Genomic DNA, 17771 nt, shown 5'->3' with positions numbered 1-17771 from the left:
ACATAACCTTAAAAATATGATCTGGCGTCACGTACTGTCGTGTATTTCATAATTTTGGTTAAACTCTTAGTAAAGTGGGTTTCAATTATTAGCCGGTCCTCGTAAAGTGTGAGTGGAGGTCAGCAAAAGGGTATAACGACCAAGTCATCAACTCGATATCTTAGTAGGAAAGATATGAAACCACTATCGATCGCTAAGCTACAAATACTCAATGTGCTTGTATATCCACAAGTCATTAGTCTGTTTGATATTTATACCGGCCATATTAGGCCGCTTCTTGACAGCAAAGCTATCGCACTTGAGCAAATTAATGCTTGCTCAAAACTTACCTGCTTTATAAAAGAAGATGAAAAGTGGTTCTTGCTCAATAACTTTGAGCTATTTCATATAGCAAAAAGCCCTTATGCTGATTTTGATGTATTAAGAAAAGAAGTAGCCGTGAAATATATATCAAAGAGTCAGTTTGTTTTTGACATCAGTTTTTACGAGCTTATCAAGCTCACTGCTCAACATAACAAGAAGATAGATATCAAGCTCATTTATGCACAGCTAAACAAAGTCTTAGATCAAGAGATGAATCAAAAATTATTTGGTAAAAATATTTTTACTATTCCTACATTTTGTCGACTTATAAATATAAGTGAGCAAACCTATTACAAGCGACCTTCTGAGAGTGTTTTATGACGAAAAATACTGAAAGTACTCATGAGCAGCGAGGATGGTTTAGTGCGCAAGCATTAACAGACATCATTAACGAAGTTGATAATCATCAAAACTTTATATATCCAGAAGAAGTATCGGTTGCTATATCTGAGATCACTTTAGCAGTACACAATAGCTATAAAGAGCCAGATGATGGTGTTCAAAACCTACTGAGACTAATATTACAGGTATTACAAAGAGAGCCAGTTCCTCGGCGCTATATGGATATTCGTAGATCAGAACTAGCAAAAAAACCACTCATCATGCAATTGCTTATTCTCATGCAACATATAATTGATAAACGTCAGCATGACTACCTGCACATACGGTTAATTTGGCTGGCTATAGCAATGCACACCAGTGTAATGCTAGTGCAGTACGGTATAAAAAAGCATATTGGAAATATACTGATGCAATTTAAGATGGCACAGTTTTCAGAATCTTCTAGACGAATATGGATTTGGCATGAACTACCTGATTTACCTCAAATGACCATGAGTGTGGAAAGCATATGCACCATTTTTACTGACCTATTAGAGCAACAAAAAAGTGTATTTGAATTGTTAAATGATAAGCAAGCTACTCATACCGAAGAAAAGAAAGTAGCAAAAGATAAACTGAGCCAAATAGAAAAAATAACGACCGCCTATCAAAATGCGCATACGTTACGCAAGCCTAGACCCAAGCGTAAGAAACCACCTAAACATATTAAAATTAAAGCTATCAACCTAGCAGATAACACATCAAGACTACCCTTAGACTCTACTGCAACGAGTCACAACTGGAATACTACTACACTCAGCAATGATGCATGGGGTTACACACGTGATGATATAGAACACAGCGCTATCGCCATAGATCTTGCATTTTTAGAAGCTAGTACCGAGATCTATGAAGGGTTAACTACCAGCTTTGAAGAGCGTATTGACCACTATGAGGCGCCCTATGTCAGCTATGGCGAATATCCAAACCCGTTAATCAAAAACTCTATACCGCTACAAACTATAGATTTATCGCTACAGCAAAACTACATGTCCCAGCGCAATCTTGCGCTCAACTCTAACACGCGTTTACTCTCCCTTTCCGGCTACCAAGCGCTATTTGTGACGCTCAACCAAGATGCAAGCACCTTACCAGAATCAGAGACTGATAAAACCTGTGCGGGTATTTTACTATTATCTATGATTACTGGACTGCCAGTTAAATCCTTATTAATATCTGGCTATATCGGTCATCCTCGTATTTTTAATGTTGAGGGTAAAAGATATTACATTGAACACAGCTTAGGTATTACCAAAAGGTCCACAAGCCAAACACTGGCCAAAAAGGATTATGAAAATCATTCCGATACCATCAAAATTCCACTACCATCGTGGCTGATAGATAATTTACTTGCTTGCGAGTTGCCATTAAAAGAAGACTTTACGGCTTATCTTGCCAACTTGCGTAACAGCCTTGGATTTCCGAACCTATCTGTCAATCGTATAGAGACCTCACTACATGTCATACTCTCTCGCTATACGCCAGATTGCCATGGGCATATCGCCGATATCATCTGTCGTACGCCTGCGCCCCATGCTCCTGCGATGTACTATAGTAGCCACACCAGCGAAGCGCTTATTGCTCACTATAAGTCAGCAATAAGCGTGTTTAGTAACGCTAGTAGCTTTGATTTATCTTATATAGCCTCTTGGCGCAAACGTACAGTGGGGTCAGGGTTTGCGCTAAAGATTGAAACAGTTTGCGACATCGTAAATGAGATGAAGTACTGGACCGATCAAAGTTTAAATGATGAGAAGCACTTTAATAGAACCAGTATTTTTGTATGGTTTATCTTTTGCCTTTTAACCGGCGTGCGACCAAACAACAGTCTTGGCAAGATGTACGATATCGATCTTGATATGGGTTGGCTAGAGATCAACGATAAGCCCGTTAAAAAAGTGAAAAGTGATCGCCTAATACCGCTATGCCCTACCCTTGTACGACATTTAATAGACTATAGAAACTATCTAATTGACTATCAGGCTAAGCACCAACTAAAGCATGACATCAGCACGACCATTGATAATATCCGCTTAGGTAACGATGAAGCACTATTAAAGCTTTTGTCTACAAGTGTGAATACACTAAAAGATATCAAGCGCGGTGACGCTTACCATATGACCAAAAACGTCATTGATGCCAACCCTTATTGGACACGTCACTTCGTGCGTACTCAGCTTGAAAAGCACGGTGTTCAGCTCCCGCTCATTAATACAGTTATTGGTCATGAGAAAGCCCGTCAAGAAGTGTTAGGTCGCTTCTCATCGAGTAGTAAAGCCGATATCAAACGTGTAGGACCTGTATTTGAGAAAATTGCTGAACAGCTTGAGCTAAACCTTATAGAAATAAACAACTATTCTAAGCTCAATCATATTGAAAGAAGACATATGGGGGTAGATTATGCTAATAGATAATACCCGCCTCCCAAAAATTATTGATGACTTAGCAAGGTTTGATGGTAGAAAAAAGCGCTACGTACCATATCCTTCGGTAATTGATGATAGTAACCCTGCAAGAAAACGTGAACTACAGCTATTAGCCGATCTACAGACTCAGTGGGAATTACTGCTTAAAAAATATCCTGGCAACGTTAGGTTCACCCAATCTTTTAATAAATATTACGGGCAAGTGCTTTGGCCAGATAATCGCACTTTCTTGGCTATATCGAGCCCTGTAAGTTTTGCTGATAAACTATGGTTGCCTCAAAGCCAAGTGATAGGTCAGTTTCAGCGTGATTTTACTAATAAGCTAAAGCCTTTATCTGGCGAAGGGTTCGATAAGTTTCAAGCTATTGTTCAGGACAAAATCTCTCAAGCCTATAAAACAACCAAAACCTTAAAACAAGCATGGCAAACTGTCAGTCAGTTTATTGATTATCAAAATCAACGTTACATGCTTGCAGAACACTATTATCCTAAGATAATCGCGCCGCAGCCCATAAAGTTTAATCCGCTGATTATTAATAACGACTGGGTCAAAAACGGCAAATCACTGGTCAAAATTATTCGCGCAGTAGAGCATAATTGGGAGCAAACAACCGATTACAGCCAAGAACAAATTTTAGGCTGGCTGATATTCTCAGGGATTGTATATGGCGGTATCAATGAGGTACAAATGCTTCAAGGGTGGCTTACATCACTACTAGCTAAAGAATATCAGCCATTTATCAAAGAAAGGATAATGGTCTCGCCGCGCTTTGTGCAAAGGCGTTTTGGTAACGAGCGCGAAGAAGGAAGTGACAAGCTTTATAACACCAAGCAAATCATTGTAGATGTGGTCAGTCAGTGTTGGCTGATGCGTTATCATAAAAACAGCAGTCAAGCAGAAATCAAACATATCATTGCCAAGCTGTCAGAAGATAAGATAAAACGATACTTGACCGTGGCTTTGTCTGACGTGATCAAGCCTTTAGGTATTAAGCCACTTCCCTTTTCAAGGTTTTTATATTACGCCAGTTATCACTGGGAGATGCTCGATGGCGCTGATATTGATCATGCTTCAGTTGGGGTGCTGCGAGGTATGCATAACACTGCTGGGCTGAGCACGCAGGACTTTGGTCTGTTTTTGAACCAAAAATATCAGTATAAAGAGGAGCCGTATGATCTAGAACATATCTTGACGCTGTCTATCAGCAAAAACTCTATTATGCGAAAAGAGACGCCTAACAGTTCCACCAAAAATATAGAGGCTAGAAAGTCTGATTTAATTATGAATCTCACTAAAGACTTCAAAACGGATGAAAAACGGAAGAAGAAAAAACCCAACAGTACTCCGTACACCCTTATCGAAAGAGTAGAAAAACGTTATGAGCAATATGATGACTTAAGTGAAAAGATTTTATTAGATTGGGTATTAAATTTACTCAATCGAAAAGAATCAAAATCGCTTAGCAATGAGTCTATTTTGAAATATATCAGAACTATAGGCTATGAATGGTTGTATTTTACAACTGCGCAGCCGCTTGATATTTGGTCAGAGGAAGAGTTTGAGGAACTTTATGAAGATATTTTAGAGTACAAAGCTGTTGTGCGGAACAATACTGACGTTGGATATTCTGCCAATTTATTGAAGAGTATGCACAACTTTGCTAAGAGCAAATACAACCTACACTCCGTGAACTTCCAACAGTCTAAAAATGGTCGACGTGTACGTGCAGAGCTGATATCACCACAAGCGTACCAAGCAATTATTAAGCAGATACTGGGTTCTGTAGATATATTGGAGCGGGAGATGTTCGCGCTTTTATTTATCTTAGTCTATCGTACTGGGATGCGTAAAAAAGAGCTATTGGGACTTAAGTATAATGATATCGAAGGTTTAAAAACAGCCACACCCTCAGTGGTAATCAGACCCAATAGCTACCGTCCAACCAAGACTCAAAGTAGTATTCGCCGCGTTCCCTTATTTGCCCTCCTCAAGCATGATGAGTTGAATTTCTTTATGAACTTTGTGCAAAGTAATATCGGCGGCACTTCAAACAAATTTATCTTTACCTTATCATCAGATCAGCGCCCTATTGATGACCATGTTCCTTTACAGTTACTCAAACGAGTCTTAAAAGACATATCAGTAGATGATAGTGCGGCAGATCATACCTTTCATGGGTTGAGGCATACGGCGGTGAGTAACCTATCTTTAGCACTATTAGGCCATTCAGATCTTATAGAAGCACTAAACGATTATGGCAAAAACGACGTAATGCGTATAAAGCATGGCCTACTAGGTGAGCATATCGATGCACAAGATCGCTGGTATGCCTTATCCGGTATAATGGGACACTTATCGCCTGAGCGTAGCTTTGAGTATTACAACCATTTTGCCACTTTGATGGCGACCTATACGCTTAGTAAAGCAGATATAACATTACCAGATCGGACGCTGTATAACATAACAGGTTTTGCTAATAAAAAGCTTAAGGAGAATAATGCAACTGTTAGTGACAATAGCGTCAACATACCGAGTATTCGTAAACTTTTATTTAAAAACATTATAGAGGGCAAGCGCAAGTCACCAAAATTTACGATCGAAAACTGCGATAAGCAGTTTCTCTTGAGCACTAACTCATCAGCTACTGATGAGCTGTTTGGTCGTTATGGTCTAAACCGAGTACAGCTGCTACTACAGACCTATGATAAAAAAATACCATTAAATAAAGCAGCCCAGTTAGCAAATATTTCTATTCACGATGCAAACATTTTAATAGAACGTGCCAGCGAAGTTGCTGACATCACTACCAAACGCGGCAAACCGCGCTTTGTAAAAAGAACAGATTCAGAGTCTACTGCATTGAGCCCACTGAATATCCAATATCAAAGTGACTTAAGATTGCTATCGCTTTTATTAAGTAATGCCTATCGCTTACGAGAAGCATCAGGGAATGACTGGACTTGGTTCATTGAGATATGTAGTCAAAAAATATCTAATAGCAAAGCTTATATATCATTCGGGAAAGGAGATGAGAAACAGCTGCTGCGTTTCATTGATATTGCTAAGAAACTACTGCCCTTGAAACATTGGCTGACAAGTAGCAACGAAGCCTTGTTAATGAAAAATATATCACCTACCGATTATCAAAATATTAAGCGGCAGTCTAACAACTCATTAGAAGCTATTCATATCGGTATTGCTAGCCGAGATCCTAGAGCTCAAACGAACAAATGGCAGTACTCGCCGCTAATAAGGTTTTTTGTACATATGATGCTGATTACAGATGAAAATTTATCTATTAGGGATAGTAAATTATAGGTATTTTGTTGACTTGAGAATTAAATTTAGTAAATATATTTTAAAACGTATATCTTACTAAGCTTACTTGATTCTAAATCTCTTTTCATTAAACATAATAAAGCCGACTGAATTCAGTCGGCTTTATTATGTTTAATATTAGCATAATCATATTCACTTCAATTTCTCTCATCTATACCAATACTATTATTAGGAGTTCATGCGAGTCAAAACTCTTTACTTCCTATTTCTTACTAAAATATAAAGATTCTTTCCAAAATATGAATTATGTATATACTTATGTAATGTTATATTATAACATTACAATTAATCTCAGTACTGATTTGTATTCATGTAACTTTTAATTTTGGTAAAACTATGTCTAAGTCATTCAATATCAATAAGTTAAGAGGTATTCATTACACTCCTACACCACCCTCCAATTTTAGTATCAAACATACAACGGTTATATTCTCAGTGACTGCTGCTCTAAGCATGGCAGGCTTACCTGTCATGGCGGCAGAAATTCAGTCAACAAACAGTGAGCTTACTACCTCTGCTGATAACGGGTTATCCGATATGACGATGCCCTCAACCACTTTAGATACGATTGTTGTTACCTCAAACCCTTTACTCCCGCAAGCAAATGAGATGGCTACAGCAACCAGCATTGTTACTGGTGAGGCGCTAGATTCTCAGGTCAACAGTACGCTTGGCGATGCATTGGCAAACGAGATAGGCGTATCTACTGACAGTTTTGGACAAGGCGCGAGTCGACCAATTATTCGCGGACAGAGCGCACCGCGTGTTCAAGTCATGCAAAACGGCTTGACTGTACAGGATGCTTCACAGATTTCTCCAGACCATCAAATATCTGTGCCCATATTGGGTGCAAGACAAATTGAGGTCATAAAAGGCACATCAGCGTTGATGTACGGTGGCGGCGCTATAGGCGGAGTGGTCAATATCGTTGACAACACCATTCCAAACCCGTCGTCACAGAAAAACCTAAACGGCAAAGTGTCGCTAATCGGTCAACAAGCCACCGATGGGTATCTTGGGTATGCAGAGCTCAATGGCGGTATCGGCGATAATTGGCTTTGGAGTGGGCGTTATCAAAAAACGGACAAAGGTAATATTCAAGTACCGCATTGGGACACGGATGAGATTAGCAACAGTTGGTATACTCAAGATAATGGCAGTATTGGGCTATCGTATGTGACTGATTTGGGTTATATCGGTGGTTCATACCAACGTCAGTCTTCAGAATATGGTCTGCCATTCCACGTCCATAGCGAATGCTCGCCTGATAGCAATAATCCTAACAGTCTTAGCTGCGCAGGTGAGCACGACCATGACCACGCTCATGGAGAGGCGCCTTATGTTGATTTGACTTCAGACGTCTATCAGCTCTATGCCGAGCGGCAGATACCTATGATAGGGGTTGATAATATCAATGCCAAGATTAGTTATACCGATTATCGCCATGATGAAATAGATGAAGGCGTGGCTGGCACTACTTTCAAAAACAGTGCCATCAGTGCGCGTACCCAAGCAACCCATGCAACTTATAAAACAGGCAATTTAGGGTTTATGAAAGGGGTGGTTGGCTTAGATTACACCAACAGTGAGTTTTCAGCGGTGGGACTAGAAGGTTACCTTCCAAAAACGGATCGTACTCAAGTGGGACTATTTTTTATTGAGCGACTCACGCCGAATTACCTTGGTGCAAAAATAGAAAATGTCGATAAATTTGCTGACAATACGTTTTCATCATCTGATGAACATGCAGGTCACAATCATGGTGGTAGAGCAGATTCTACTGATGAAAGCACTAACGCCATCGTCAGCAAGCAAGGAAGAAGTCCTTGGTACATCGAATTTGGCGGTCGTCAAGATTTTCAAAACCTGACTGATACCGAAAATAATATTGACAAAGCACATACTGGTACTTCTGTCAGCTTAGAGGGTGGTAAGTACCTTACGCCCAACACACAACTGTCTGCAAGAATCAGTCATTCTGAAAGACTACCCTCCTCACAAGAGTTATTCTCTAATGGTGCCCATCTGGCAACCAATACTTGGGAGCGCGGTAATGATCAATTAAAAGAAGAGTCAACCAATGGTGTAGAACTTACATTGCGCTTTGACAATGGCGATAGCTTTGAGACCAGTATTTCTGCTTTTTATAATGACAGCAAGGACTATATCTACGCTAAAACACAAGATGTCGTTACAGAAGGAGAGTCGGCAGGTTTTAGATTGGTTGACTACGTTCAAAGCGATGCCAAACATTATGGCGGTGAAATTCAATCACGCTATTATCTGAACAACAGAATCAGTATCGGCAGCTTCGCTGATATCGCATTGATAATGCTAGACAGTAATGATCTTACCAGTAAATATGCCCCAAGATTGGTGGCCCCTCGAATTGGTGGTGACATTACAACTCAATTTGGTCAGTTCGATTTGGTACTCTCTGGCTATCATCGCTTTGAGCAAGACCACATTGCTGACTTTGAGACCAATACGCCAAGCTACAACATGGTTGACGCTAAGCTTGTCTATCACAGTCCTAGCGCTTATGACTATACCGCCTTCCTTCAGGTTAATAACCTTTTAAATGAGCTGGCATACAATCATGCCTCCTATTTGGTTGAACACGTGCCTATGCCGGAGCGTTCATTGAATGCTGGGGTGACCTATCGTTTTTAACCGTCAGTTCTCTAAGTACTGGCTTGTCTGACTTCTTGACAATAATTAGTAAAAAATCATACCCATGAATGGAGCACCTTTATGATTCAGTTTCACCCACTAAGTAAATCTATTGCACTAGCTTTATCTACTTTGTTAACGGTTACAGCGCTTAGCGGTTGTGGCTCAGATGATGATCGCAAAACACCAACAACGCAACCAGGCCACGATCACGATCACGATCACGATCACGATCACGATCATGATCATGATCATGATCATGATGAAGAGTCAGAGGTAACCGCTGAGCTAAGGCAAGGGCGGATAATGATTACCGAAAAAAACAGTAATAAAGCTTATGTTTATAGTCTTGCTCAAAACAAAGTTATTCAAAATTTGGATTTAACAGGTCAAGCTGATGCGCTTCAAACCAGTCCAGATGGTAATTATATTCTAGTACTCGACCGTACCAACCAAGGGGTGAATTTTTACCATAGTGGACTGGAAATTGAAGACCATGGCGACCACGATCACCCCTACGCTCGAGACGTCAGTAAGATGCCACTACAGTTAAATTACACCCGTCCTGTACATTATCAAACGTATGGCGAGCAAGCTGGATTGTTTTTTGATGGCTTAGGTGCGGCAGGTAATCCAATAGATAACCCTACACAGGCAGCTGGATTTGCCCTAGTAACAGATAAAGATATTGCAAATGGCAAACTTCTTTATCAAAAATTAAACACCAACATGCATGGCACAGCAGAGCCTCGCGGGAATTATGTTATCAGTACAGGACGTTATGATACAGTGGGTAGTCCACTCGCTGATACAATCAGCGTCTTTGAACGTCACAATGATCATTATCATTTAAACCAGACGTTTGATACCAAATGTCAGGGTCTGCATGGCAGTGGCAGCGTGACTGACTTTAGTGTTTTTGCTTGTAGTGATGGTATTTTGAGTGTGAAGCAAACTGATGATGCGTTTAGTGCTGAAAAAATCACCTACCCTGCCAGCTTGATCAATAACCAGTGCATCAATGAAGATGGTAGCAGTAGTGCCGCTCGAATCGGTTCGTTTGTAACCAACCATCATCACAACTATTTAGTTGGCACGGCCTGTGGTCAACCATACCGTATTGATCCTGCTAGTAAGAATGTTGCTCCTATTGTTTGGACGTCCAATAACAGTCGCCGAGTTGTCAGCTATGATTTTGATGCTCATGGAGAACATTTAATGCTACTTGACGACGCAGGAACCTTACATCTGCTTGATGTGACGCAGAACTATAAACAAGTAGCCGCATTGAATATTATACCGAATGGAATCAAGAACTATAGTCATGGTGGCCCATCTTTGATCGTTAATCCGAATACTGAGATGGTTTACGTGATGGACAGTGAGAGTCAGCAAATCATTACCATCAATCCTGATGCTAAAAAAATTGAGTCAAAAATGAAATTGGCCTTTGCACCATCGCAGTTGGCTTGGTTCGGGGTGAAAACTGTACACGACGATGAGCATCATCACGAGTCCTAACCTACTTTTTATAGAAACTTAAATTTTTAGACTGAACCCCATGAGTTAATTGTCGCTCATGGGGTTCAGTTTTTAGTAGAATAGACAGTTGTTAAGTAACAATTATATTAGCGTAGATGTAGATGCTCCCCTTTTCATACTTGACTGCTAATGAATAGATTGAGACAAATCTGAGAGCTGTTATAGTCATTCGAAGCTTAATCAATTGAGTTCAGACTGTATGCCGTCGTTTTATACGGGTTAGACAGCTTTAGTGATAATAAAGCCACTATTGGCATAAACAAACTGGGTATCCAAAGACAAGCCTCTAAACCAAATTCTTAATACACCCACCCTGATAACACCATTCCAATCAGCTAGCCTGCGCACTTAGCCAGAGTTATGCCTTAAAAGGGAGTGTGTTCGCGCTCCCTTTTTTAAATTCGAAAATACTTATTTGGATTCCATTCCCGCCAAGGTCATACCGAAGCGTATAATGGTCGCGACCACCAAAAGCGAGCCAACGCCAAGTGCCCAAAAAATCAGTAACCATTTGAACTGGTGAAGACTTTTTTTCATCGTACTTTCCTCCAAACTAACTTACTTACATAAAAGGCTGGCTCTCTGTAAACACCAATCTTTTTGCTATCTGCTTTCTAATGATAACCATCGGTATCTACGACTTTTCCACGGAACACTCGATAAGACCAAAAGGTATAAATCAAGATGACAGGCACAATAAACACAACGCCGACTAAGGTAAATTTAAGGCTAGACGTTGGTGCTGCGGCCTGATAAATCGTAATACTCGGTGGAATAATGTTTGGCCAAAGACTAATACATAACCCTAAATATCCTAAAAACAACATGCATAAAGCACAAATAAAAGCACGATCTTCTTGTTTAGAATGCGCCGCGCCCATAAGAAACAGTGCAAAAATAGCCGTAAAAATCGGTAAAGGCGCCAAATACATAATATTGGATACGTTAAACCATAAGTCCCGTACACTGTCGTTAATCATTGGCGTATAGATGCTGATAATGAACATACAGGCTACGAGCAGTAAGGTTAATGGTTTAATGAATGTGCGCATTTTTTTCTGCAAACCATGCTCTGTTTTAACAACCAACCAAGTGACGCCAAGTAGTCCATAAGCAAATAGCAAACTAAAACCCGTGAACAGGCTAAATGGACTCAACCAATCCAATCCACCGCCAGCGAACTCGCCATTGTCTACTTGAAAACCAATGATCACAGCGCCCATCGCCACGCCTTGAGCAAAGGTGGCCATTAGGGAACCAACAAAAAATAGCTTGTCCCAAATTGGACGATGAGACTCTGTCGCCTTAAAGCGAAACTCAAAGGCGACGCCACGCAAAATCAAACCAAATAACATCAGTAAAATCGGTCCATATAAGGCTGACAAAATCACCGAATACGCCATAGGAAATGCAGCCAATAAGCCCGCGCCACCCAATACAAGCCAAGTTTCGTTACCATCCCAAACAGGAGCAACCGAATTCACCATAATATCTCGCTCATGTTCGTCTTTAATAAAAGGAAACAGCAGACCAATCCCCAAATCAAAGCCATCTAAGAACACGTACATCATCAAACCAAAGCCGATAACAAAAGCCCAAATCGTCGGTAAATCAAAATACATGACACTGTCTCCTAAATTTCTACGCCATCAGCGGCAGATAGCGGACGGGCTGGGCGTTTGCTCAAATCATCATCATCTTCAAACAAATAATCGACGGTTGGACCTTTATGAATCAGCGCCAGCATATAACTCACGCCTAAACCAAACACACACAGATACACCACGACGAAAGCGAGCAATGATAAACTCATGGCAGTCACACTATTGGGCGAGCCTGCATCTATAGTGCGCTGCAAACCATATACCACCCAAGGCTGGCGACCTGTTTCAGTGACAAACCAGCCTGTCAGCATGGCAATCAGACCAGCTGGCCCCATCGCAACACAAAAGCGCAAAAACCATTTTTTCTCGTAGATTCTGCCCTTTTTGCGAAGTATCAATGCAGTTACCGCCAGTACAATCATCAAGATGCCAAGCGCCACCATGATACGAAAGCTAAAGAAAACCACAGGCACGTAAGGACGATCTTCTGCTGCAACAGACGTAAGCGGTGGAATATCCCCATCCACAGAGTGCGTCAAAATCAAACTGGCAAGATTCGGAATCTCAATCGCAAAATCGTTTCTTTCTTCGTCCATATTTGGCCAACCAAACAAGACCAGCGGTACGCCTTCACCTTTTTCCGTTTGATGCCAGTGCCCTTCCATCGCGGCTACCTTGATTGGCTGATGCTCTAGCGTGTTTAGGCCATGCTGATCACCGACCATCACTTGCAAAGGTGCCGAAATCAGCAGCATCCACATTGCCATGGACAACATTTTTTTCGCAACTTGTATATGAGAGCCTTTTAGCAAATGCCATGCACCAGAAGCCCCAACTAATAACGCCGTTGCCAAGAAGGCCGCCAAGCCCATGTGAACTAAACGATAAGGAAAAGAAGGGTTAAAAATAATCTCAAACCAATTGACAGGTACAACGCGACCATCAACGATGTCGTAGCCTTGAGGGGTTTGCATCCAGCTGTTAGATGCCAAAATCCAGGTCATCGAAATTAAGGTTCCAATAGCGACCAAAATAGTAGAGGCAAAATGTAGCTTTTCACCGACTTTTTTCCAGCCAAACAACATAACCCCTAAGAAGCCAGCTTCAAGGAAGAAAGCCGTCATCACTTCATAACTAAGTAGCGGACCAGTAATGGCTCCTGCGAAGTTAGAAAACTGGCTCCAGTTGGTACCAAATTGGTACGCCATCACAATGCCAGAAACAACACCCATGGCAAAATTGACAGCAAATATTTTCATCCAAAATCGGCATAAGGTCATGTAAATCGGCTTTCTTGTACAAAGCCAAAAACCTTCTAATACGGCCAGATAACTGGCAAGACCGATTGTAATAGCGGGAAAAATAATATGGAACGAGACGGTGAACGCGAATTGTATTCGCGCCAAATCAATAGCATTTAAGTCAATCATTGTGCCCTGCCTACCCTCTACACTGTCAGAAAGTAAAAAATAATTACTTTGTTAAGTGTAAAACTTTAAAAAATATAGAACAGGCACAATAAATTAATTTAGAATAGGTACAGATTCATTAACAAAGGCTCAGTTATGAGTCAGTTTAAATACCTAGAGCTGGAACATTTATTACGCAAAGATATAAAAGCCAATCATTTTTTGCCAAGCGGAAAACTTCCTTCTGTCCGAGAAATGTGCCAGAACTTGGGCTTTTCTAAAGCCACGGTGCTACATGCCTTGCATCGACTTGAAGCAGAGGGATTGATCTTTTCTAAACCAAGATCAGGTTACTTTGTCACAGCAGAGACACAAAATGACCGGCTCTCGCCAAAGTGCATTAACCCACCCGCCGCTCCCAGAGAAGTAACCGTACCAGCCATCTTAAAAGACATCATGACACGCAGTGCCGCTTTTGATATTTTGCCAACGGCTGGTGCTACCAATGATGCGAATCACCTCATCACTTTAAACCGGCACTTAAGTAAAGCATTGCGTTCCAGACCCACTCAAAAAGCTCTCTACTACAACGACTCAAGCGGCGATATGCGCTTAAAAGACGCCATTGTGAGTCACTACCGCCACCGTAGTTTGAACCAAGATCCATCACAGGTTTGCATTACCGGTGGTTGCCAACACGCCTTATTCATTTCCCTCATGGCAACGTGCTCACCCGGTGATACTGTAGCAGTAGAATCTCCAGCATTTTATGGTGTACTGCAAATCATGGAACAACTCAAACTGAAAATTATCGAGGTCGCTGCTGATCCTGAAGAAGGTTTGAGCGTTGAAGATTTGGTCGAAAAAATAACAGATTGGCCGATTAAAGCCTGTATTGTGTCGCCAAATTACGCCACTCCCACTGGGGCATTTATGCCTGAAAAAGCACGCCGAGCATTAATCAATCTAGCGGTTGAAAAAAATTTTTGTATCATAGAGGACGATATTTATGGGGATTTGGCTTTTCCGCCTTTTACAGCGGAACCATTGAAGAAATTCGATCCTAAGGGACAAGTTATTCTGTGCAGCTCTTTCTCGAAAAGTTTATCGCGAGATTTAAGGATTGGTTGGGTGTTTGGTGGTAAGTGGCACGACAAGATTACTCAATTGAAACTGATTACCCAGCTCTCCTCTAGCGAATCCACTCAGCAGGGGCTGGCAACATTTTTAGAAGAAGGTCATTACCGACGTTACCTTGCTCAACAGGTCAATACGCTAAAGCAACAACAAAGGGAGCTGATGACTTTATTAGATACTCATTGGAGTGACAAAATTCGCTATACCCACGCCCAAGGCGGCATTTCTATGTGGGTAGAGTTAGATGAAACCATCAACGTACAGCGCAGTTATAATAAAGTATTAGAGCAAGGCGTGATCATGACACCCGGCTCACTTTTCTCGGCATCGGGTCAATATAAAAATTTTTTACGTTTAAGTTATATCCACCCGTTGACCGAGCAAAGGCAGGCCGCTGTCAAAAAGCTATTTGACGTACTACTTGGATAGGGTTTTTTAACATTAAACCTAGTGACGAACAAGCTTTTGATGCCTTTCACCGCATTATATAGCGAAACTGTCGAAACCAACTTGGTGTATTAGACTCAATTGATCTCTTAGTACATCACCAAAGACACGTAAATTCCCTTGAAAATTTAACCCCTTACGCAGTAAATATGCCGTCGAGTAGCCCTGCCCATTTTTAAGATCAGCGAAGAAAACACAGGCAAACGATAGCTTATCGATCTCACCTTTCAATTCCATTGGGTCATCAACGTCAATCCAAATGTCCGCCGAGGTATTATCACCTCGTTCGACACACACTAACCAAGCCTTCATCGGTAAAATTTGATGGAACTCGAGTGAGTCAAAATCCTCTTCTAAAATGACCTAATCATAGACTTGACTGATCGTCATATCATTAGACTGAATACAGATAATCTTCTTCATACTAAGCTCTTGTAATCCCTCCTAATGCAGTATAAGCCGCCACTCGATAAATGCTGCCTTCATTCTATTTGATCAGAGATATGAGAAACCTCATCTGTCTTCACTTTAATTCACCATGGCTTGTCTAAGAAATTTTTCTAATTCATCCATTTGTAATAATCCCAAGTCTGTACCTTTACTGGTGCGGACTCTAACGCTAGATTCCTCCAACTCTTTTCCTCCAATAAGTAAAAGAAACGGTATTTTTTGCAAGGTATGCTTGCGAATTTTATAACCAAGTTTATCCTTACCAAAGTCACACTCTACTCGCAATGATAAACTCTGTAGTCGCTTCAAGACTTGCTGGGCATAAATCTGTTGGTGTTCAGAAATAGTTATTATCATAACTTGGACAGGCGCAAGCCAAAAAGGTAGGTGACCTGCGTAGTGCTCAATCAAAATGCCGATAAACCGTTCAAGTGAACCGAATATAGCGCGGTGTAGCATGACCGGTTTCTGTTTCTGATTATCTTCGTTAATATAGCTGAGATCAAAGCGCTCTGGGAGGTTTAAATCTACTTGAATGGTGCCACATTGCCATTCTCTACCGATCGCATCTTTTAGCGTAAATTCAATTTTAGGTCCATAAAATGCACCTTCTCCTTCACTGACCTCATAGGCGATATCAATGTCTTGCAAAGATTGAATGAGCGTCTGTTCTAAAAAATCCCATGTTTGCTCAGACCCTATTCTATTTTTTGGACGAGTAGATACTTTGATAGAAATATTGTCAAACCCAAAATGCTGGTAGATTTTATAAATCAAGCGGATGGTACTGACACACTCTGATAGGAGCTGGTCTTTGGTACAAAATATGTGCGCATCGTCCTGAGTAAAATGTCGAACTCGCATTAAGCCGTGCAGTGATCCTGAAGGCTCATAACGGTGAACTTTACCAAATTCCGCCATTTTAAGTGGTAACTCTCTATAGCTTTTTAAATCATGACCGTAGAGACAAACAGCACCAGGACAGCTCATTGGTTTTAACGCGTAGGTTTTTTCATCAGGTGTCTCTACCGCAAACATTTGCTGTTTATAGTTTTGCCAATGTCCTGAAATCTCCCATAGCTCTCTATCCATAACGTCTGGTGTATTGACCTCAATATACCCTGCCTCTTCCTGCTGATGGCGTAAATATCCCGTCAGTAATTGAAATATTTTCCAACCTTTCGCATGCCAAAAAACAGCTCCTGGTGCTCGTTCGTCAAAATGTAACAGGTCCAGTTGCTGTGATAATTTTCTGTGATCTCTTTTTGCTGCTTCTTCTTGTTGCTTCAGATAATCGGTCAGTTGTTTTCGAGTAGCCCAGCAAGTGACATAGATTCGTTGCAACATAGGCTGACTTGCATCACCTTGCCAATAGGCACCTGATACATGAGTGATTTTGAAGTTTGGCAAAAATGAGGTGTTAGCAACCAAAGGGAATATATAGATATCATTCACACTATCATCAAGTGGTTGAAATAAGGTCGTTATTGACTCGCTTTGTTCTCTATACTGTTTTAAATGTTCTGATTTAAGTGGGTTTTCTGAGCCGAAGTAAGCAATAGCATCAGTTAGAGAGACGTCACGACCTACTATGGGCTGCTTTTGTTGAACAATATTTTGCATGCCGTTTGATATGTCATTGAGGTGATCTTCGTTAAAATTAGGCGTCTCTGCAAAATCATAATAAAAACCAGTATCTGTGGTTTGATACTGTATGGGCTTGGCATTTGGGTGTAAGTTTAAAACTGATTTCACAAGAAGATAAGCAAATGAATCACGTTGAAGCATTGAAGCCTCGTCATCTTGAGACGTGATAAGCTGGATGTGGCAGTCTTCAGTTATGAGATGTTGCAAATCAACATATCGGCTACCAACTTTCGCCAAAAACACTTTTTTATAACCAGGCGGTTTATAGGTTTCTAATAAGGTAGCGATCGATATAGGGTCTTCAATTGAAAGTTGCTGAGCATTTTGGTGACTAATTATTTGGATATTCATA

At 40.9% G+C, this 17771-nt stretch carries 11 protein-coding genes; 6 read left to right on the top strand and 5 right to left on the bottom strand.

Annotation, left to right across the window (positions count from 1 at the left end; genetic code table 11):
• The first annotated feature begins 174 nt into the window (after nt 1–174).
• The 5 genes from CIK80_RS11805 to CIK80_RS11785 all read left to right on the top strand — a co-directional run bounded on the left by CIK80_RS11805 (nt 175) and on the right by CIK80_RS11785 (nt 10704).
• Nucleotides 175–684: a hypothetical protein gene (locus CIK80_RS11805; RefSeq protein ID WP_095570163.1), complete on the top strand. Its 510-nt coding sequence runs from the start codon at nt 175–177 to the stop codon at nt 682–684.
• Nucleotides 681–3158 (top strand): site-specific integrase, encoded by a 2478-nt coding sequence (locus tag CIK80_RS11800; protein WP_095570162.1) that lies wholly within the window; start codon nt 681–683, stop codon nt 3156–3158. Before CIK80_RS11805 ends, CIK80_RS11800 begins: the two co-directional genes overlap by 4 nt.
• On the top strand, nt 3145–6489 hold the full coding sequence (locus CIK80_RS11795; RefSeq protein ID WP_095570161.1) for a tyrosine-type recombinase/integrase: 3345 nt from the start codon (nt 3145–3147) through the stop codon (nt 6487–6489). Before CIK80_RS11800 ends, CIK80_RS11795 begins: the two co-directional genes overlap by 14 nt.
• Before the next feature lie 357 nt (nt 6490–6846).
• Complete coding sequence (locus CIK80_RS11790; RefSeq protein WP_257011763.1) at nt 6847–9183, top strand: TonB-dependent receptor; 2337 nt, start codon at nt 6847–6849, stop codon at nt 9181–9183.
• A gap of 81 nt (nt 9184–9264) precedes the next feature.
• Complete coding sequence (locus tag CIK80_RS11785) at nt 9265–10704, top strand: hypothetical protein (RefSeq protein ID WP_095570160.1); 1440 nt, start codon at nt 9265–9267, stop codon at nt 10702–10704.
• A 432-nt stretch (nt 10705–11136) separates the two neighbouring features.
• Here the strand turns inward: CIK80_RS11785 and CIK80_RS11780 are convergent, their stop codons facing one another.
• From CIK80_RS11780 to CIK80_RS11770, 3 genes are all read right to left on the bottom strand, one after another.
• A complete protein-coding gene (locus CIK80_RS11780) occupies nt 11137–11262 on the bottom strand; it encodes a DUF2474 family protein (protein ID WP_083766349.1) in 126 nt (41 codons plus the stop codon).
• Between the two features lie 77 nt (nt 11263–11339).
• On the bottom strand, nt 11340–12347 hold the full coding sequence (gene cydB / locus CIK80_RS11775) for a cytochrome d ubiquinol oxidase subunit II (RefSeq protein WP_095570159.1): 1008 nt from the start codon (nt 12345–12347) through the stop codon (nt 11340–11342).
• Nucleotides 12348–12358: 11 nt separating this feature from the next.
• Entirely contained in the window at nt 12359–13759 is a 1401-nt protein-coding gene (locus CIK80_RS11770; RefSeq protein ID WP_095570158.1) for a cytochrome ubiquinol oxidase subunit I, read from the bottom strand.
• Nucleotides 13760–13894: 135 nt separating this feature from the next.
• On the opposite strand from CIK80_RS11770, the gene CIK80_RS11765 reads away from it, so the two are divergent.
• Complete coding sequence (locus CIK80_RS11765; RefSeq protein ID WP_095570157.1) at nt 13895–15304, top strand: PLP-dependent aminotransferase family protein; 1410 nt, start codon at nt 13895–13897, stop codon at nt 15302–15304.
• Nucleotides 15305–15358: 54 nt separating this feature from the next.
• On the opposite strand, the gene CIK80_RS11760 is transcribed toward CIK80_RS11765, so the two are convergent.
• On the bottom strand, nt 15359–15619 hold the full coding sequence (locus tag CIK80_RS11760) for a DUF934 domain-containing protein (protein WP_179288380.1): 261 nt from the start codon (nt 15617–15619) through the stop codon (nt 15359–15361).
• Between the two features lie 231 nt (nt 15620–15850).
• The gene (gene thrS / locus CIK80_RS11755; RefSeq protein ID WP_095570155.1) at nt 15851–17770 is read right to left on the bottom strand and encodes a threonine--tRNA ligase; all 1920 of its coding nucleotides are present in this window, start codon (nt 17768–17770) and stop codon (nt 15851–15853) included.
• Nucleotide 17771 lies beyond the last annotated feature (1 nt).

Source organism: Psychrobacter sp. JB193, assembly GCF_002285555.1.
Lineage (GTDB): Bacteria > Pseudomonadota > Gammaproteobacteria > Pseudomonadales > Moraxellaceae > Psychrobacter > Psychrobacter alimentarius.
The sequence above is the reverse complement of the archived record's forward strand: the minus strand, read 5'-3'. Positions and strand labels throughout refer to the sequence as shown.